The sequence below is a fragment of the Streptosporangium nanhuense genome (genome assembly GCF_059358815.1).
Map to the genome: position 1 here is coordinate 47,829 of NZ_JCADBG010000010.1, position 17,866 is coordinate 65,694.

At 71.5% G+C, this 17,866-nt stretch carries 13 protein-coding genes; 6 read left to right on the plus strand and 7 right to left on the minus strand.

Annotated elements, in window-relative coordinates:
• The first annotated feature begins 101 nt into the window (after positions 1-101).
• From AC5L38_RS20115 to AC5L38_RS20135, 5 genes are read left to right on the plus strand one after another with little or no spacing between them, the layout of a single operon-like run.
• Complete coding sequence (locus tag AC5L38_RS20115) at positions 102-1,469, plus strand: ABC transporter substrate-binding protein (protein ID WP_495244335.1); 1,368 nt, start codon at positions 102-104, stop codon at positions 1,467-1,469.
• The gene (locus tag AC5L38_RS20120) at positions 1,469-2,425 is read left to right on the plus strand and encodes a carbohydrate ABC transporter permease (RefSeq protein ID WP_495244336.1); all 957 of its coding nucleotides are present in this window, start codon (positions 1,469-1,471) and stop codon (positions 2,423-2,425) included. The genes AC5L38_RS20115 and AC5L38_RS20120 overlap by 1 nt, the downstream gene beginning before the upstream one ends.
• The gene (locus tag AC5L38_RS20125) at positions 2,422-3,315 is read left to right on the plus strand and encodes a carbohydrate ABC transporter permease (RefSeq protein WP_495244337.1); all 894 of its coding nucleotides are present in this window, start codon (positions 2,422-2,424) and stop codon (positions 3,313-3,315) included. The genes AC5L38_RS20120 and AC5L38_RS20125 overlap by 4 nt, the downstream gene beginning before the upstream one ends.
• A 4-nt stretch (positions 3,316-3,319) precedes the next feature.
• The gene (locus AC5L38_RS20130; RefSeq protein WP_495244338.1) at positions 3,320-5,239 is read left to right on the plus strand and encodes a heparinase II/III domain-containing protein; all 1,920 of its coding nucleotides are present in this window, start codon (positions 3,320-3,322) and stop codon (positions 5,237-5,239) included.
• A gap of 29 nt (positions 5,240-5,268) precedes the next feature.
• Positions 5,269-6,519 carry an enolase C-terminal domain-like protein gene (locus AC5L38_RS20135; RefSeq protein WP_495244339.1) on the plus strand — a complete coding sequence of 417 codons (1,251 nt, stop codon included), beginning with the start codon at positions 5,269-5,271 and terminating at the stop codon, positions 6,517-6,519.
• A 112-nt stretch (positions 6,520-6,631) separates the two neighbouring features.
• Here the strand turns inward: AC5L38_RS20135 and AC5L38_RS20140 are convergent, their stop codons facing one another.
• Positions 6,632-7,279, minus strand: a complete 648-nt coding sequence (locus tag AC5L38_RS20140) for a hypothetical protein (RefSeq protein WP_495244340.1) — start codon at positions 7,277-7,279, stop codon at positions 6,632-6,634.
• 106 nt (positions 7,280-7,385) lie between these two features.
• Positions 7,386-10,625, minus strand: coding sequence for an amidase family protein (locus AC5L38_RS20145; RefSeq protein WP_495244341.1), 3,240 nt, complete (start codon positions 10,623-10,625; stop codon positions 7,386-7,388).
• A 120-nt stretch (positions 10,626-10,745) separates the two neighbouring features.
• Here AC5L38_RS20145 and AC5L38_RS20150 point away from each other — a divergent pair, with 120 nt between their 5' ends.
• Complete coding sequence (locus tag AC5L38_RS20150; RefSeq protein ID WP_495244342.1) at positions 10,746-11,096, plus strand: hypothetical protein; 351 nt, start codon at positions 10,746-10,748, stop codon at positions 11,094-11,096.
• 39 nt (positions 11,097-11,135) lie between these two features.
• On the opposite strand, the gene AC5L38_RS20155 is transcribed toward AC5L38_RS20150, so the two are convergent.
• From AC5L38_RS20155 to AC5L38_RS20175, 5 genes are all read right to left on the minus strand, one after another.
• Positions 11,136-12,131 carry an ABC transporter substrate-binding protein gene (locus tag AC5L38_RS20155; protein ID WP_495244343.1) on the minus strand — a complete coding sequence of 332 codons (996 nt, stop codon included), beginning with the start codon at positions 12,129-12,131 and terminating at the stop codon, positions 11,136-11,138.
• Between the two features lie 77 nt (positions 12,132-12,208).
• The gene (locus AC5L38_RS20160; protein ID WP_495244344.1) at positions 12,209-14,203 is read right to left on the minus strand and encodes an ABC transporter permease; all 1,995 of its coding nucleotides are present in this window, start codon (positions 14,201-14,203) and stop codon (positions 12,209-12,211) included.
• Positions 14,203-15,456, minus strand: coding sequence for a quaternary amine ABC transporter ATP-binding protein (locus AC5L38_RS20165; protein WP_495244345.1), 1,254 nt, complete (start codon positions 15,454-15,456; stop codon positions 14,203-14,205). The genes AC5L38_RS20160 and AC5L38_RS20165 overlap by 1 nt, the downstream gene beginning before the upstream one ends.
• Before the next feature lie 45 nt (positions 15,457-15,501).
• Complete coding sequence (locus tag AC5L38_RS20170) at positions 15,502-16,959, minus strand: aldehyde dehydrogenase family protein (RefSeq protein ID WP_495244346.1); 1,458 nt, start codon at positions 16,957-16,959, stop codon at positions 15,502-15,504.
• Between the two features lie 85 nt (positions 16,960-17,044).
• Entirely contained in the window at positions 17,045-17,848 is an 804-nt protein-coding gene (locus AC5L38_RS20175; protein ID WP_495244347.1) for an IclR family transcriptional regulator, read from the minus strand.
• Positions 17,849-17,866: the final 18 nt, after the last annotated feature.

The window sequence follows — 17,866 nt, forward strand, 5'->3', positions numbered from 1 at the left end:
CCCGACCACTATTGCCAGGACGTAACCGGACGGGCACCCCGGCGTCACACCGATGTCATCGTCGGTCCCGGGCGGCGCGCTTCCGTTCATGGAGGTCAAGGATGAAATCCCAGTTCCGCAGGTTGAATTCCGGCGCTCTCCTGCTCGCGCTCGCGGTGAGCGCGGCGGGCTGCGCCCAGGACGACGCCCCCGAGGCGGGCGGCGCGACCACGATCACCGTCATGGGGATGCCGGCCGCGACCAACGCCAAGGCGCTCAAGCTCTTCAAGGACCAGGTGGCGGCCTTCGAGAAGGCCAACCCGGACATCAAGGTCACGGGCTCCGACCTGCCCTGGGACGTCAAGACGTTCGCCCCCATGCTCGCCGCGGGCAGCGCGCCGACCGTGCTGCGCGTCCCGCTCACCGAACCGGCCGGGCTGATCGAGCGGCGGCAGGTCGCCGACATCACGAAGGAGGCAGAAGCCCTCACCGAGTTCGGCGCGCTGAACCCCGACATCATGTCCTACCTGACCAAGGACGGCGTCACCTACGGCCTGCCGGAGAAGGCGTACGCCCTGGGCCTGGCCTACAACCGCTCCCTGTTCACCAAGGCCGGGCTCGACCCGGACAAGCCCCCGGCGACCTGGGACGAGGTGCGCGCGTACGCCAAGCAGATCTCCGACAAGACGGGGGCGACGGGCTTCGGGGAGATCACCACCAACAACAGCGGCGGGTGGCACCTGACGGCCTACGCCTACAGCGAGGGCGGGTCGATGATCAAGGAGACGCAGCCCGGGAAGTGGGCGGCGTCCTTCAACGACACCGCGGCCCGCCAGGTCCTCGACCGCTGGCGGGCGATGCGCTGGGAGGACGACTCGATGGGCGGCAACGTGCTGGGCAAGCAGGAGGACCTGATCGCCCAGTTCTCCGCGGGCAAGGTCGGGATGTGGGTCACCTCCCCCTCCGACATCTACCCCACCTACATCACCAACGGCGGCAGGCCCGAGGACTTCGGCGGCGGCCCCATGCCCCAGGGCGCCGGGTCGGCCACGCTGGTGGGCGGCACGATCCACCTGGTCAACGCCAAGGCCACGCCCGAGCAGCGGGCCGCGGCCGTCAAGTGGATCCGGTTCCGCTACCTGCGCCCGAACTTCGACACCGAGGCCGCGGTCACCAACGCCAAGGCGGCCGCCGCCGACGGCACCCCGGTCGGCGTCCCGGTCCTGCCGATCTTCGACCAGGCCACCGCGGACAAGGTCAGGGAGGCGATCACCCCGCACGCCAACGTGCCCGCGGAGAACTTCGCCGGTTACGTGAAGTCGCTGGGCGCCTTCACGTTCACCCCCGAGCCGCAGGTCGCCAGCCAGGAGATATACGCGGCCCTCGACCCGGTCGCCCAGGCGGTCCTCACCCGCGAGGACGCCGACCCGGCCAAGCTGCTGGCCGACGCCGAGGCGCGGGTGAACGCCATCCTCCAGAAGCAGCGGTGATGCCCGTCCTCACCACCGCGCCGCCCCCCGCCGACGCCGCTGCCGCCGCGACGGGCCGGCGGGGGGCCGGCGGCCGGGCGGGCGGCTCCGACCGCGACCGGCGCGCCCTGGCCGGGCTCGCGTTCCTGCTCCCCGCGCTGCTGTGCTTCGCCTTCTTCGCCTGGTGGCCGATCGGCCGCAGCGTGGTGCTCTCCCTGCAGCAGACCAACCTGGTCGACCCGCCGGTCTGGGTGGGACTGCGCAACTTCGAGATCCTGTTCGCCGACCCGCTGCTGCCGACCGCGCTGCTGAACACCCTCTGGTACACCGTGCTGTCGCTGCTGGTCGGGCTGCCCGGGCCGCTCGCGGTCGCCGTGCTCATCTCCGAGCTGCGGCGCCTCGGCGGGCTGGCGCGCGTGCTGGTCTACCTGCCGGTCATCGTGCCGCCCGTGGTGTCGGTCCTGCTGTGGAAGCTGTTCTACGACCCCGACTCCGGCCTGGTCAACGGCCTGCTGGGGCTGGTCGGCCTCGGCCCCTACCCGTGGCTGCAGTCACCCACCTGGGCGATGCCGAGCCTGGTGATCGAGGCGACCTGGGCGGGCGCGGGCGGAGCCGTGCTGATCTACCTGGCCGCCCTGTCCGGGGTGCCCCGGGAGCTGTACGAGGCCGCCGAGACCGACGGCGCCTCGGTCGCCCGGCGCGTCGTGCACGTGACGCTGCCGCAGCTGCGCGGGGTGATCCTGGTACTGCTCCTGCTGCAGATCATCGGCTGCCTGCAGGTCTTCACCGAGCCGTACGTCATGACGGACGGCGGGCCGGAGAACGCGACCGTCACCGTGCTGCTGATGATCTACCGCTACGCGTTCCTGTTCGGCGACTACGGCACCGCGACCGCGCTGAGCGTCCTGCTCGCCTGCGTGCTCGCCGTCGTGTCGGCGCTCTACCTGCGACTGACGAGAGGATGGGGAGCCCGATGACGCCCTCCCCCGGCTCCCCCGGCCGCGGCGTGCTCTCGCAGGCCGACTGGCGCAAGCCCGCCACCGGCACGGGGTGGCGGATCACCCACGTGCTGCTCCTGGCGGGCCTGCTGCTCGCCGGGCTCGGCCCGCTGCTGTGGACCTTCAAGGCGGCGGTGTCCTCGACCGCCGACCTGCTGGGCGACCCCCTGACGCTGTGGCCGTCGCAGGCGCGGTGGGAGAACTTCACCGACGCCTGGACCACCCTGGAGATCAGGCACTATCTGCTCAACACGGTCGTGCTGGTGGCGGGGTCGTGGCTCACCCAGCTCCTCATCGCCACCACCGCCGGGTACGCGCTGTCGGTGATCCGGCCCTGGTACGGCCGCTACGTCTACGGCGCGTTCCTCGTCACGCTGTTCGTCCCCGCCACGGTGACGCTCGTCGCGCTCTATCTGACGATCCTCGACCTGCCCGGCCTGAACGTCTCCATCGCCAACACGCCGCTCGCGGTGTGGCTGCCCGCCGGGGCGCACGCGTTCAACATCCTGCTGGCCAAGCAGTTCTTCGACGCGATCCCGCGCGAGCTCTTCGAGGCCGCCCGGGTGGACGGGGCGGGCTCCTGGGTCGTCTTCCGCAGGATCGTGCTGCCCATGTCCGCGCCGATCCTCGCCGTCATCTCGCTGTTCGCCGTGATGAACGCCTGGAAGGACTTCCTGTGGCCGCTGATCGCGATCACCGATCCGCGGGCCCAGCCGATCGCGGTGGCGCTGCCCCGCCTGGCGCAGGCGGCCGATCCCGCCCTGCTCGTGGCGGGCCTGCTCATCGCGACGATCCCGCCGCTGCTGATCTTCCTCATCTTCCAGCGGCACATCGTGCGCGGGATCGGCTTCACCGGGCTGAAGGGGTGACCGCGTGACTCCCACCGGAACGGGCCGCCTGACTCCTATCGCGGCCGACGGCCCGCTGGAGAGGGTTCTCTCACCTCGTGAGCTCGCCGCCCACCTGCCGGAGCCCGGCGCGTGGCGCCCCTTCCCCGCCCTGGGAGACCCCGCCTGGGAGGAGATCGGGTCGGCCACCCGGCGGAGCCTGGCCGAGCAGGCCCGGAGCACGGCCGCCGCCCCCTGGCCGGCCCTGCCCGCGAGCCTGTTCGCCGGTTACGCCCGGACGGGCGACCGCGTCGGCTTCGAGCGGCCCTACTTCGAACGGCGGCGCAGGCTCGCGGCCGCGGTGCTGGCCGCCGGGGCGACCGGGGACGAGCGGTGGCTGGACGAGGTGCGCGACGGCGTCTGGCTGCTGTGCGAGGAGAGCACCTGGTGCCTGCCCGCGCACGAGGAGTTCGCCCGCGAGGACGGCGGCGAGCTGCCCGACCCGCGACGGCCCTTCGTCGACCTGTTCGCCGCCGAGACCGCCGCCCTGCTCGCCTGGACCGACCTGGTGGCGGGCGCCGCGCTGGACGCGTCCTCGGCCGTGGTGCGCCGCAGACTTCGCGAGGAGGTGCGCCACCGGCTCCTCACCCCCTACCTCGCCCGTCACTGGCACTGGTACGACGACGAGGTCAGGCCGGTCAACAACTGGAACCCGTGGATCCACTCCAACATCCTCACCTGCGCGCTCCTGCTGTCCGGGAGCCGGGAGGCGATGCTGGAGACGGTCGTGCGGGCGGTTCGCGGGCTGGACGGCTTCGTCGCCGGGTACGGGCCGGACGGCGGCTGCGAGGAGGGTGTGGCGTACTGGTGGCGGGCCGGCGCGTGCCTGGCCGAGAGCCTGGAGACGCTGCGCTCGGCGAGCGGCGGGCGGCTCGACGCGTTCGGCGTCCCCGTCGTCCGGGAGATGGTCGCCTACCTGCACCGGATGCACATCGGCGGCGACTGGTACGTCAACTTCGCCGACGGCGGGGCGCGCCTGCCCGACCAGACGGCGCTGGACATCCCCCACCGGGCCGGCCTGCTGACCGGCGACGGCGACGTCGTCGCGCACGCCCGCGCGACGCGCCGGACCGGGCCGCCGGTCGTCCACCAGGAGGTCGGCCTCGGCCGCACGCTGGCCGGGCTGTTCGACACCGGGTGGCGTGACGCTCCCCCGGCCGAGGCCCCGTACGTCGAGCAGGCCTGGCTGCCGTCGGTGCAGGTGATGGTCGCGCGGGAGCGGCGCGGGACGCCTGACGGGCTGTTCCTCGCCGCCAAGGGCGGCCACAACGCGGAGAGCCACAACCACAACGACGTCGGGTCGTTCATCGTCGCGCTGGACGGCCGGCCGGTGCTGGTCGACGCGGGGGTGGGCGAGTACACCGCGCGGACGTTCGGCCCCGATCGGTACGGCATCTGGACCATGCGGAGCTCGTACCACAACCTCCCGGAGATCGACGGCGTCATGCAGGCGCCGGGCCCGGAGCACCGCGCCCGCGACGTCTCCTGCGCGGCGGCCGGCGACCGGGCCGAGCTCTCCCTCGACCTGGCCCTCGCCTGGCCCGAGCGGGCCGGTGTCCGCGAGTGGCGCCGCACCCTGCGGCTCGGGCGGGGCGACGACCCCGCGGTGACCGTCGAGGACCGATGGGAGCTGCGGCGGCCTCCGTCGAGTCTGGCCCTGTGCCTGATGGCGCACGGCGAGATCGGCACCTCGCCCGGCCTGGTGTCCGTCATGGGACGGTCGCGCCCGCTGCTCGTCCACTACGACCCGGACGCGTTCACCGCCGACGTCGAGCGTCTGCCGCTCGACGACCCCAAGCTGTCCGCCGTGTGGGGCGACCACCTGCACCGGATCGTCCTGCGCGCCACGACGCCCCGCGCGTCGGGAACCGCCCGCCTGGTCATGAAACCCGGAGCCGCCCCGTGACCCCCCTCCAGAGAAGCCCGAGTGTCCCGATGCCCGAGACGCAGAGTCCCTGGCCCGCCCGCGACGGCCTGCGCATCACCTCGGTGCGGCCCGTCGTCACCGCCCCCGGCGGCGTACCCCTCGTCGTGGTGCGCGTGGACACCTCGGAGCCGGGGCTGTACGGGCTGGGCTGCGCGACGTTCACCCAGCGGTTCCACGCGGTGGCGAGCGCCGTCGAACACCATCTCGCGCCCATGCTGATCGGGCGGCACCCGGCCGACATCAAGGACATCTTCCGCATGCTGCACTTCTCGTCGTACTGGCGGGACGGGCCGGTCGGCAACAACGCCATCTCCGGCGTGGACATGGCGCTGTGGGACATCGCGGGCAGGCGGGCGGGCATGCCGGTGTACGAGCTGCTCGGCGGGCGGGTCCGCACGGCCGCCCCGGTGTACCTGCACGCGGGCGGCGCCACGATCCCGGAGACCCTCGACCACGCCAGGGCCATCATGGAGACGGGCGTCACGCACGTGCGGCTGCAGACGGCGCAGCCCGGGTTCGGCTCCTACGGCACGCCCCGTGCGGGAGGCGGGTACCCCGGCGCTCCCCATCCCGACGGGTGGGACGTCCAGCACTACCTGCGCACCACGCCGGAGCTGTTCCGGCAGGCCAGGCGGGAGCTGGGCGAGGAGGTGGAGCTGCTGCACGACGTCCACTCCCGGCTCACGCCCAAGCAGGCCGTGACGCTGGCGCGGGCGCTGGAGCCCTACCGGCTGTTCTTCCTGGAGGACGTGGTCGCGCCCGAGTTCTTCGACCGGCTGCCGGAGATCCGCGCCGCGTCCCCGGTGCCCGTCGCCGCCGGTGAGCTGCTCACCTCGGCCACCGAGGCCGCGCGGCTGGTCATGGGCGGCGGGGTGGACCTGCTGCGGCTGCACCTGTCGGCGATCGGCGGGCTCACCCCGGCGAGCGCCCTGGTGGCCCTGTGCGAGTTCGCCGCGGTGCGCACCGCCTGGCACTCCCCCGCCGACGTCTCCCCCGTCGGCATGGCGGCCAACATCGCGCTGGACGTGACCACCCCCGCCTTCGGGATCCAGGAGGGCCACGTCTACGCCGACGCCGTCCACGACGTGTTCCCCGGAACGCCGGTGATCCGGCGCGGCCACCTGTACCCGTCGGACGCGCCCGGATGGGGAATCGAGCTCGACGAGGCCCAGGCCGCGAAGTACCCGCCCTCGACGCACGCGCACGAACGGTGGTCCGCCCGGGTCCGCAGGCCCGACGGGGGGCTCGAACCCCCCTGACCCACCGGCTCAGGGCGTCGCGACCGTCGCCCGATCAGCCGCCGAATGTCCGGGAAGTGGGCAGGAGACATGATCAGCGTCTGTGGCCGCGCTCGTCATGGACGGTGACGGCTCACCGCGTGAGGTCGTCGCCGGTGGCCCGGCGTCGACCGGCGTCCGGCGTGTGGCGGGACGCCTCGTGCAGGCGGGCACGGAGGGTGGCGCAGCGGGAGAGGACCAGGTCACGGTTCTTGGCGTCCTTCACCCATGCCGGCAGCCGGCTGGCCAGGCTCGCGTTGCGGTTGGGTTCGCGCTCACGGATGAACGCGCGGACGTATCGCTCCAGGAAATCCAGATGCTCGGCGTCGTACGCCCACAGCACGTGATTTCCGCACGGCGTCTGCAGCCACAGATCGAGTCCGGCGTAACAGGTCGCGTCCGACCGGGTCTCGGGCCACCAGCGCGAGGGGAGGCTGGTCACCCTCCGGCAGCCGGGACATCTCACCGGCATCGACGACGGTGGCGAGCCACTCGAGCGTGAGCCGCGGCGCTGGATGTCACGACCGCAGCCGCCACATCGTCCGCCGGCGTGAACCGCGATCCGGCCCGACCAGCCGCCCGCGGGCACCTCTTTGGCGTATCCGCAGGACAGGCAGGTCACCCGACCGCCCCTGACCACGGCGCAGTCCGCACAGCGCGGGCAGCACACCAGGACCCGGGCCGTACGCAGGTACTGCAGGGGGTCGCCGCGATCGGAGAACCGGCGGGGGTCAGCGCTCATGTCCCCACGATGCCATGGCACGTCGCGGCAGCAGCTCAGGTCGTACCCCCGTAACGGGAGAAGGGCCCGCGGGGGAAGACCGCGGGCCCTTCTCCTCAACTGGTGGTCAGCCCTTGTAACGAGGGGCCAGGCGGTCGCCCGGCAGGCAGAACTCGCCCGTGAAGAAGGTGCTCTCCGGGACGCAGCGCCACATGCTGGGGTTGGTGTAGCTGGGGGCGAGGCGGTCGTCGATCGCCTGCTCCAGCGCGTAGCCGCCGGCCAGCAGCTTCGCCTCCGAGAAGGCGCCGCCGATCAGCGTCACACCGATGGGGTTGCGGCCCGAGGAGCTCTGCTGCGCGCCGTACCCGGCGGGGACGGTGAGCGCGGGGTAGCCGGCGCGGTCGGCGTAGCCGATCACGTTGCTGCCGCTCGGGACCAGGATCAGGTCATGCCCGCTCAGGACGCTGTCCAGGACGGCCTTGTTGGCGGCCTTGCCGGCCTCCAGGTCGGCCGTGTACTTGGCGTTCGTCGCGGGGTCGGACAGGTCGATCGCCTGGGCGGCCAGCAGTTGACCCTGCTGGTACTTCAGGCCCTCGACCGGGTTGGCGTCGTTGTAGTCGATGATGCTCCGCAGCGTCGTGCCGGGCCTGGCCGCGCCGAGGTAGGCGTTCAGGTCACGCTTGAACTCGGTGGCGACGACGCTGTCGGTCGCGGCCGGGGTGGCGATCGAGACCTGGGTGACGGTCGCGCCGAGGCCCTGGAGCCTGGCGATCGCCTCCTGGTAGGGGGCGCTCGTGCTGGACACCACGGCGATCCTCTTGCCCGCGAGGGCGTCTGCCTTGAGGTCCTTCGTGTAGTCGACCGGGCTCGCCGGGTCGGCGATCACGTTGAGGATCGTCGCGGCGTCGCCGACGCTGCGGGTGATCGGGCCGGGGGCGTCCTGCGACCTGGCCACCGGGAGCACACCGGTCGTGCTGACCAGGCCGACGGTCGGCTTGAGGCCCACCACACCGGCCGCGTCGGCCGGGGCGAGGAGCTGCGCCGAGTCGGGCGAGGTCTCCATGCCGATCGTGATCGCGGCCAGACCCGAGGCGGTGGCCGCCGCGGCGCCGGCCGACGAACCCGCCGGGGTCTTGTCGGTGTCGTTCGGGAGCAGGACCTGGCCGCCGAGCGAGGAGTAGCCCTTCGGCAGGTTGGCGTCGAAGACGCCGTTCAGCTCGGTGACGTTGGTCTTGCCGAGCACGATCGCGCCGGCGGCCCTCAGCTTCGCCACGAGGGCGGAGTCGTCGGCCGGCTTGAGACCCTGGAGGGCGATCGAGCCGCCCGTGGTCGACAGCGACCTGGCGTCGATGGTGTCGTTGACCAGCACCGGCAGGCCCCAGAGGGCGGGACGCGGCGGGCGCGTGTCGTTCGGGCTCGTGGGCTCGCCGGTGCGGTACCTCCACCGCTCCTGGTCGAGCTTTCGGGCTTCCTTGACCGCGTCGGCGTTGATCTCGCGGACGGCCTGGGTGGCCGGGCCCTCGGCGTTGGTCAGCGCGATGCGGTCGAGGTAGGCGCGGGTGAGCTCCTCGGCCGAGACCTCGTCCTTGTTCAGCTTCCGGATCAGGCTCTGCGCCGTCTCGGTCTCCAGCGAGAAACCGAGCGGCCGGGAGTCGTAGCCGGTCACCTTGAGGACGGCGTCGTAGTCGGGGTTGCAGGCGCCGCGCCCGGCGAACGGCGGAGCCGGGGTCGTCTTCGCGCAGCGGTACATGCTCGGGTTCACGAGGCTGGCCGGCCGGCGCAGCTTGGTGGCCTGCTCGATGACGTAGGCGACGCCGAGCAGGTCGAACTCGCTGTAGGCGTTGCCGTGGACCAGCACGTTCTGGGCGCGCCGGTGGGTCGCGGTGTAGCCCATCGGGATCGTGATCGACGGGTAACCGGCCTGCGGGGCGCTCGGCGCGCTGCCCAGGATGGCGATCACCGGGTCGGCCGGCTGCGCCGGGTCCGAGTTGGTGTACGTCACCATGTCGTCGATGGCCTTGTGCCAGGCGGCCTTACGGATCGCGAGGTTCGTCCGGTACGCCTGCTCGTTGGCCCCGCCCGGGGTCACGTCCGCCTGCGACGAGTTCAGGTGGTTGACGTTGCCGAACTTGAGCGCCTGGTGAGCTTCGGCCTGGTTGACCTGCACCTCTTCGACCAGCGAGTTGATCGGCGCCTGCGGGCCGAGCCGCTCGTAGTAGGAGTCGATGCTCTTGTGCTGCTCATAGCCGCTGGGCAGCGCGGGCAGCGCGGGGATCGTCGCCTGCGGGCGGGGCACCAGGACGGCGCCGGCGGCGGTCAGGGCGTCGTACGCGATCTTGAGCGGGCTGCCCTCGGTGAGGGTGCCGTTGTACCCGATCTTCTTGCCGCGCACGAAGTCGGGATCGATGGCCTTGGTGTAGTCGGGCAGCGTCGCGGGGAGCGGCGGGATGATGCCCTTGGCGATGTAGTCGTCGCCGAACATGGCCTTGTACCCGGCGTCGGCCACCGGGTCGGGCCCGGCGATCGAGGCCAGTGTGAGCGCGGCGTCGGAGACCGTGCGGACCATCGGACCGGCGATGTCCTGCGAGGCCGAGATGGGCGCGATGCCGTAACCGGGCACGAGACCCACGGTCGGCCGCAGACCCACGAGCGACTGCGCGTTCGACGGCGAGATGATGGAACCGGAGGTCTCGGTCCCGATGCCCAGCGTCGACAGCGCCGCGGCCATGGCCGCGCCGGTGCCCGACGACGACCCGGAGGGGTTCTGGTCGGCGTCGATGCCGTTGATGACCTGGCCACCGTAGTTGCCGAACCCGGAGGGCTGCGAGCCGAAGCTGTTGGCGTACTCCGACAGCCCCACCTTGCCGAGGATCACGACGCCGCGTTCCTTCAGCTTCTTGGTGATGCCGGCGTCGGAGGCCGGGAAGGACCGGCGCAGCGACCAGTTGTTCGCCGTCGTGGGCATGCCCTCGACGTCGATCAGATCCTTGAGCAGGATCGGCAGCCCCATGGCCGGGCCGAGCGACCTGCCCTTCTTGCGCAGGCGGTCGTACGCCTCGGCCTCCTTCAACGCGTTGGGGTTGAGGTCGGTGACGGCGTTCAGGCCGGGCCCGCGCTTGTTCAGCGCGGTGATCCGGTCGATGTACGCCTTGGTCAGGTCGACCGAGGTCAGCTTGCCTTCGGCCATGAGGGATATGGCCTCGGCGCCGGTCAACGTCTCAAGGTCGAGTTCGACCTTGGCGCTGGCCTGCTGGGGTTGCACGGCCACGAGAGTGAGGGAAAGGGAGAGGGAGGTGAGGGAGATCAGGACTTTGCGCACCACGTGCTCCTTGAGGAACCCGGCATTGCGCGTGACGCTATAGATCATCCGTTACGGTGATATGTCGCATATGTTCCCGGGGAGAAACCTGCCGTACTGACCGGTTTATTAGGGCGTCCGCATACCTGGAACCTTCCATTGGCCACGGCGAGGATCACGGTCGAGCAGATGATCCTGCGCGAAAAGATCACCGACACCTCATCCGTCGCCGCCTACGGCCTCTGTCGGCTGCGGCCTCAGGAGCTCAGCCGCCTCCTGATGCGCCCGCACGATCGTGGAGTCCACGCCGACCACCTCCAACCCGACCTGCCCGCGCGATGCGGCCTCGGCGATCAGCACCCCGAACGGCTCCTGGTCGGCCACCGGAACACGGTGGTCACCAAGAGCGTCTACAGGAAGCAGATCCAACTAGCACTCATGCAGAGCGTGAAGGCCATAGATGACATCTTCGGGAGTCAGGCACTTACGCCCCGTTCCGAAGATCCGGAACGGGGCGTCTTGGCTGGTGAGCACCGCTGAGTTCGAAGCAGTGACATCTCGCCTGTGAGGCGAGCGCGCTCAGGACGTGGGAAGCCAGGCCTTCACCTTGTCGGGGTTGTCGCCGACCCACTTCTCGGCGGCCTCCTCGGCCGTCATCTTGTCCTCGGAGATGTACTTGGCCACGAGGTTCTGGTCCTCGTTCGTCCAGGTGAAGTTCTTGACCAGGTCGTACGCCGGGCTGCCGGAGTCGGCGAACTTCTTGCTCACGATCTTGTCGAGGTCGTAGAGCGGGTAGTCGCAGGCCACCTTCTCGGCGTCGGCGTCGCAGCCCTCGGTGTACTCGGGCAGCTTGACCTTGACGAGTTTCACCTCCGACAGGAACCACTGCGGCTCGTAGAAGTAGCCGAGCATCGGGGTCTTCTGCTTCTCGGCCTGCCGGAAGCCGGTGATGAGCGCCGCCTCGCTGCCCGCGTAGACGACCTTGTAGTCCAGCTTCAGGTTCTTCACCAGGGCCGCGTCGTTGGTCACGAAGGAGGGGTCGCCGTCGAGCAGCTGCCCCTTGCCCCCCGACTCGGAGGTCTTGAACAGGTCGGCGTACTTGTTGAGGTTCTTCCAGTCGGTGATGTCGGGATACTTCTCGGCCATCCACGGCGGCACGTACCAGCCGATGACGCCCTTGTTGCCCGTCGAGCCCGCCGAGACGGCGACCTTCTGGTCCTCGATGTACTTCTTCTTCAGGTCGTCGTGGGCCCAGTTCTCCACGATGGCGTCGACCTCGCCGGTGGCGAAGCCCTGCCAGGCGACCTCCTCCTTGAGGTCCTTCTTCGTGACCGAGCAGCCGAGATCCTTCTCGGCCACGTGGGCGATGACCGCCGCGGTCGCCTCGTACCCGACCCACGGGTTGATGGCGATGTTGACCGCGCCGCAGGCCTTCTTCCCGTCCGCGCCCGAGGCCGCCGGGGCGGCTCCGCTGTCACTCTCGCCGACCTTCGCCCCGCCGCACGCGGAGACGAGGAGGCCGGCCGCGACCAGGAGCGCCACCGCCCGCGGTCGCCCGATCCTCGAAACTGTCACCAGGTCCTCCTGTGTTGGGTGTCGTGTGCCGTGTTCGGTTCCGCTTCCCCGTACTTCTCTGTGCCTCGCCCTGCCGTTCAATGGGCGCCGTGCGCCTCGGCGTCGGCCCGCCGCGCCGCCGTTCGGGTGATGCGCTCCAGCATGATCCCGAGTACGACGATCGCCACGCCCGCGGCGAGCCCCTTGCCGCGCAGCTGTAGCTGGGAGAAGCCCGCCACCACGTCGTAGCCGAGCGCGCCCGCGCCGACCAGGCCGCCGACGACGACCATGGCGAGCACGTAGATGAGCCCCTGGCTCGCGGCGAGGGTGAGCGCGCTGCGCGCCATCGGCAGCTGCACCTTGGTGATGAGCTGCCAGGTGCTGGAGCCCGCGGCCGTGGCGGCCTCCACCGCGCTCGGCGCCACCCCGCGGATGCCGTCCGCGGTGAGCTTGACCGCCACCGGGGCCGCGTAGACGACCGCGGCGATGATGGCGGTGATCCGGGTCGCGCCGAACAGGCCGAGGATCGGCACCAGGTAGACGAACGGCGGCATGGTCTGCCCGGCGTCGAGGACGGGCCGCACCAGCTGGTCGACGCGGTCGCTGCGGCCCATCCAGACGCCGAGCACCACCCCGAGGATCATCACCAGGACGGTGGCCACCAGCGTCGAGGCCAGCGTCACCATGCTGTCCTGCCACAGGCCGAGCGCGACGAGCAGGGCGACGCACACCGCCGTGACGAGCACGACCCTGACGTTCGCCAGGATCGCGGCGAACGCGACGAGCACCGCGCCGACCAGCCACCAGGGCGAGCCGGTGAGCAGCGCCTCGAACGGGTTGAGCAGGCCGTAGGAGACGGCGTTCCTGAACGCGCCGGTGTAGACCGCGAGGTTGTCCTGCGCCCACAGGGTGGCCGCGTCGACCCCCTGGCGGACGTAGCGCCCCAGGCTCGCCTCGCTCGGGAACTCCGCGGCCCACACGTAGACGTGGGAGAGGTAGACCAGCACGCCGGTGACCGCGAGGACCGCGCCGATCTCCGCACGGCGGCGGCCGGGCCCGCGCGAGCGTCCGGCCCGGTGCCGGTCCTCGACGCGGCGCCCGGCGGCGGAGGTGACCCGGTCGAGCACGATGGCCATCACGACGATGGCCAGGCCCGCGTTGAAGGCGCTGCCGACGTCGAGGGTCTCCAGCGCCTTGACGACGGTCTTGCCCAGGCCCGGGGCGTCGATCAGCGCGGCGATGGTGACCATGCACAACGCGGCCATGATGGTCTGGTTGACGCCGACGACGATGGTCCGCTTGGCCAGCGGGAGCCGTACCTTCCTCAGCGACTGCCAGGCGGTCGAGCCGAGGGAGGTGCTCGCCTCCAGGATCGCGGGCCGCACCTCGCGGATGCCGTGCGCGGTGATGCGGATCGCGGGCGGGACGGCGTAGATGACGGTCGCCACGGTGGCGCTCGCCGGGCCGATGAGGAAGAACAGGGTGAGCGGCGCGAGGTAGACGAACGTCGGCATCGTCTGCATGAAGTCGAGCAGCGGGGTGACCAGGCGGTTGAACCGGTCGTTCACCCCGGCCCAGACGCCGAGCGGGATGCCGATCAGCAGCGAGAGCACGACGGCGGCCAGGGTGAGGGCGAGGGTGTCCATGCTCTCCTGCCACAGACCCAGCAGGCCGAAGGAGGCGAAGCCGGCCGCGGTCAGCAGGGCGACCCGCACGTTGCCCCACAGCAGCGCGACCGCCGTGGCGACGGCGACCACGCCCAGCCAGCCGATGACCGGCAGCGGCCGCCCGAAGGACGGCTGGCTGATCAGCGCCTGGACGAACGTGACGGACTCGTCGAGGAAGAGCCGGATGTAGTTGACGAAGTACAGGAAGAACGGGTTCTCGTTCCTGCTGTTGTCGATGACCTCACTGGCCTCGTTGACACTCACGTGCAGCGGGGTCAGCTCCGCGCCGCCGAGCTGGAAGGTGTCGCGGCCCTGGACGAACACCCAGATCAGCACCCACGCCGCGACGACGGCGGCGAGCAGGTACCGGCGGGGCCACGCGGGCAGGCGCCGCAGGCCACCGGCCGGGGTGGCCTGGGTGGCCATCACCCCCGCCCCCCGGCCCTGCCGGACCCGGCGGACCCACCGGGCTCGCCGGAATCGCCCGGGTCGCCGGGGGTCGCGTCCGGAGACGGCTCGGCGGGCTCGCCGGAGACCTCGTCCGACGACGGCTCGCCGGAGACCTCGTCCGGAGAGGACCGCTCGGCGGACCCGCCGGAGGCCCCGGCCGGAGACGGTTCGGCGAGCACGCCGAGGACCTCCTCGGCCGTCACGACCCCCAGCAGCTCGCCGCCCTCGACGACCTTGACCGGGCGCGCCGCGCGCAGGACCGTGTGCACGACGTCGCGTACGACGACGTCCGGCCCGACCTCGGGACCGTCCAGCGGTTCTTCGGGCCGGGGCGGGCGCATGATCCAGCGGGTGGTGAGCACGTTCGAGCGGGGCACGTCGCTGACGAACTCGCGCACGTAGTCGTCCACCGGCGCCCCGACGACCTCGTCCGGCGTGCCCATCTGGACGAGCTCGCCGTCGCGCATGATGAGGATGCGGTCTCCGAGCTTGAGCGCCTCGCTCAGGTCGTGCGTGATGAAGATCATCGTCTTGCCGACCTCGCGGTGCAGGCGGATGACCTCGTTCTGCATGTCCCGCCTGATCAGCGGGTCGAGCGCGGAGAACGGCTCGTCGAAGAAGAGCACGTCGGGATCGACCGCGAGGGCCCTGGCCAGCCCGACGCGCTGCTGCATGCCACCGGACAGCTGGTCGGGGTAGGAGTTCTCCGAACCGGAGAGGCCGACGAGCTCGACCATCTCCCTGGCCCGCTCGTAGCGTGCCTCCTTCCGCATGCCGCGGATCTCCAGCCCGTAGGCCACGTTGTCCAGGACCCGCCGGTGCGGCAGCAGCCCGAAGTTCTGGAAGACCATGGCGAAGCGGTGGCGGCGCAGCTCGCGCAGCTGCCTGTCGCCCGCCTTGCGGATGTCCTCGCCGTCGAACAGCACCTCTCCGGCCGTCGGCTCGACGAGCCGCGTCAGGCAGCGTACGAGAGTGGACTTGCCCGAGCCGGACAGGCCCATGACGACGAAGACCTCCTGGGGCCGCACGGTGAAGGAGACGTCGCGGACGGCGGTCACGCAGCCCGTTCTCGCTCTCAGCTCGCTCCGCGAGAGTTCCGCGAGCGGGGTCCCGACGACCCGGTCCGGACGCGGGCCGAAGACCTTCCAGAGCCCTCGCACGTCGAGGACGGCCCGGTCCTCGTTCCGCGCGGCGGCTCCCTGCCGCGCCTGCTGGGTCGGTGACGTCATGGTCATGACCACCTCACGGGTCGTCTGGGGACGGGGGGTCGTCCGTCAGCTGCGGAACCACCGCTGCGGGCGGGGGCGGACGTTCTGCCACACGTGCTTTGTCTCCCGGTACTCGGCCAGGCCCGCCGGGCCCAGCTCGCGGCCGATGCCCGACCGCTTGAACCCGCCCCACTCCGCCTGGGGGACGTAGGGGTGGTAGTCGTTGATCCAGACGGTGCCGTGCCGGAGCCGCCCGGCGACCCGCTGGGCCTTCCCCGCGTCCCGCGTCCACACCGCCCCGGCCAGCCCGTAGTCGGTGTCGTTGCCGAGGCGGACCGCCTCGTCCTCGTCGCCGAAGCGCTCGACGGTGAGGACGGGGCCGAAGGACTCCTCGCGGACCACGCGCATGCCCCGGTGACACTCGTCGAGGACGGTCGGCGGGTAGAAGTGCCCCTCGCCGGGGAGTCTCTCCCCGCCGCAGCGCAGCACCGCGCCCTCCGCGACGCCGGACGCGACGTACGCCTCGACCTTGGCCAGGTGCGCGGCGGAGATGAGCGGGCCGGTCTCGGCCTCGGGGTCGAAGGGGCCGCCGAGGCGGATGCGGGCGGCGCGGCGGACGAGCTCGTCGACGAAGGTGTCGTGCAGGGAGTCCTCGACCAGCAGGCGGGCACCGGCCGAGCAGACCTGCCCGGAGTGGAGGAACACGGCGGTGAGGGCGAAGTCGAGGGCGGTCTCCACGTCGGCGTCGGCGAAGACGATGTTGGGGTTCTTGCCGCCGAGTTCCAGCGCGACCCTCTTCACCGTGGCCGCCGCCGACGCCATGATCGTACGGCCGGTCGCCAGGCCGCCGGTGAACGACACCATGTCCACGTCGGGGTGCTCGGCCAGCGGGGCGCCGACCTCGGCGCCCGCTCCGAGGACGAGGTTGCCGACGCCCGGGGGCAGCCCGGCCTCCTCCAGCAGGCGCATGAACAGGATCGCGGTGGACGGGGTGAGCTCGCTGGGCTTGAGGACGAAGGTGTTCCCCGCGACCAGCGCGGGGGCGACCTTCCAGGAGGCCTGCAGCAGCGGGTAGTTCCACGGGGTGACGAGACCGCAGACCCCGACCGGTTCGTGGACGACGCGGCTGATCGCGTCGTCGCGGCCGGTGTCGATCACGCGGCCCGCGTCGGTCCCGGCGATGCCGCCGAAGTAGCGCAGGCAGGCCACCACGTCGGCGACGTCGTACTCGCTCTCGACGAGCCGCTTGCCGGTGTCGAGCGACTCGGCCCTGGCCACGTCCTTGACGTCCCGTTCGAGCAGGTCGGCCACCCTCAGCAGCAGCGCGCCCCGCTCGCGCTCGGGGGTCGCGGCCCAGGTGCCCTCGTCGAACGCCGCGCGGGCCTCGGCGATCGCGATCTCGGTGTCGGCCCGGGTGGCCTCCGACACGGTCGCCACGAGGCCTCCGTCGGCCGGTGATCGGATCTCCCGGTGGCCGCCCGCGACGGGATCCCTCCAGGTGCCACCGAGGTAGAGATCTGCCACGAACGGCCGTCCTTCCGGTTACCGCATGATTCGTTGCGTATGACGCATCGAAATGCTTAACGAGGAACAGAATCGACCTGATCGCTCACGCAGTCAAGGCTTTGCCACCCTCATTAGCGTGCCAGCCCAATCGTGAGGACACCTCGCCCGCCGCGGCCATCACCTGCTCGGCCACTGCGGGGAGCCGCTCGGCGGGAAGCCGGAAGGTCGGCCCGGACACGCTCATCGAGGCGACGACCGCGCCCTCGACGTTGAAGATCGGCGCCGCCACCGCGGTCAGGCCGATCTCCAGCTCGTCGGCGGCGGTGGCGTACCCGCGCCTCCTGACGGTGTCGAGCTCCTCGCGCAGCAGCCCGGCGTCGGTGACGGTCAGGTCGGTGAACGGGCGCAGCGGCCCGGCGGCCAGCCGCTCGAACCGCTCTTTCGGGGCGTGGGCCAGCAGCACCTTGCCGTTGGACGTCGCGTGCAACGCCACCCGCCGCCCCGCCCAGTTGTGGGCCTGCAGCGCCGAGGGGCCCGCCATCTGGTCGACGTACAGGGCCTCGTCCCGATCGAGGATGGCCACGTTGACGGTCTCGCCGACCGCCGCCGCGAGCCGCTCGCCGGTGGCGCGGCTCTCGCGGACGACGTCGAGCCTCACGGTCGCGGCGCCCGCGAGCCGGACGATCCCCACTCCCAGGCGGTACTTTCCCCGGTCGGCGGTCTGCTCGACGAGCTCGTGCAGCTCCAGCGTCATGACGAGGCGGAACGCCGTCGAGCGGTGGACCCCCAGCTCCGCGGCGATCTCACTGACGCCCAGGTCGCCGTGGCGGGCGAGCAGCCGCAGGACGGACAGCGCGCGGTCGACGGACTGCACCGCAGCGCCATCTCTCTCCAGCTCGTTGCTCATGACACAACTTTAAGCGGC

Coding starts and splice junctions, on each gene's coding strand:
- AC5L38_RS20115 (WP_495244335.1), top strand. CDS start 102: ATGAAATCCCAGTTCCGCAGGTTGAATTCCGGCGCTCTCCTGCTCGCG.
- AC5L38_RS20120 (WP_495244336.1), top strand. CDS start 1,469: ATGCCCGTCCTCACCACCGCGCCGCCCCCCGCCGACGCCGCTGCCGCC.
- AC5L38_RS20125 (WP_495244337.1), top strand. CDS start 2,422: ATGACGCCCTCCCCCGGCTCCCCCGGCCGCGGCGTGCTCTCGCAGGCC.
- AC5L38_RS20135 (WP_495244339.1), top strand. CDS start 5,269: ATGCCCGAGACGCAGAGTCCCTGGCCCGCCCGCGACGGCCTGCGCATC.
- AC5L38_RS20140 (WP_495244340.1), bottom strand. CDS start 7,279: ATGAGCGCTGACCCCCGCCGGTTCTCCGATCGCGGCGACCCCCTGCAG.
- AC5L38_RS20145 (WP_495244341.1), bottom strand. CDS start 10,625: ATGATCTATAGCGTCACGCGCAATGCCGGGTTCCTCAAGGAGCACGTG.
- AC5L38_RS20150 (WP_495244342.1), top strand. CDS start 10,746: ATGATCCTGCGCGAAAAGATCACCGACACCTCATCCGTCGCCGCCTAC.
- AC5L38_RS20160 (WP_495244344.1), bottom strand. CDS start 14,203: ATGGCCACCCAGGCCACCCCGGCCGGTGGCCTGCGGCGCCTGCCCGCG.
- AC5L38_RS20165 (WP_495244345.1), bottom strand. CDS start 15,456: ATGACGTCACCGACCCAGCAGGCGCGGCAGGGAGCCGCCGCGCGGAAC.
- AC5L38_RS20175 (WP_495244347.1), bottom strand. CDS start 17,848: ATGAGCAACGAGCTGGAGAGAGATGGCGCTGCGGTGCAGTCCGTCGAC.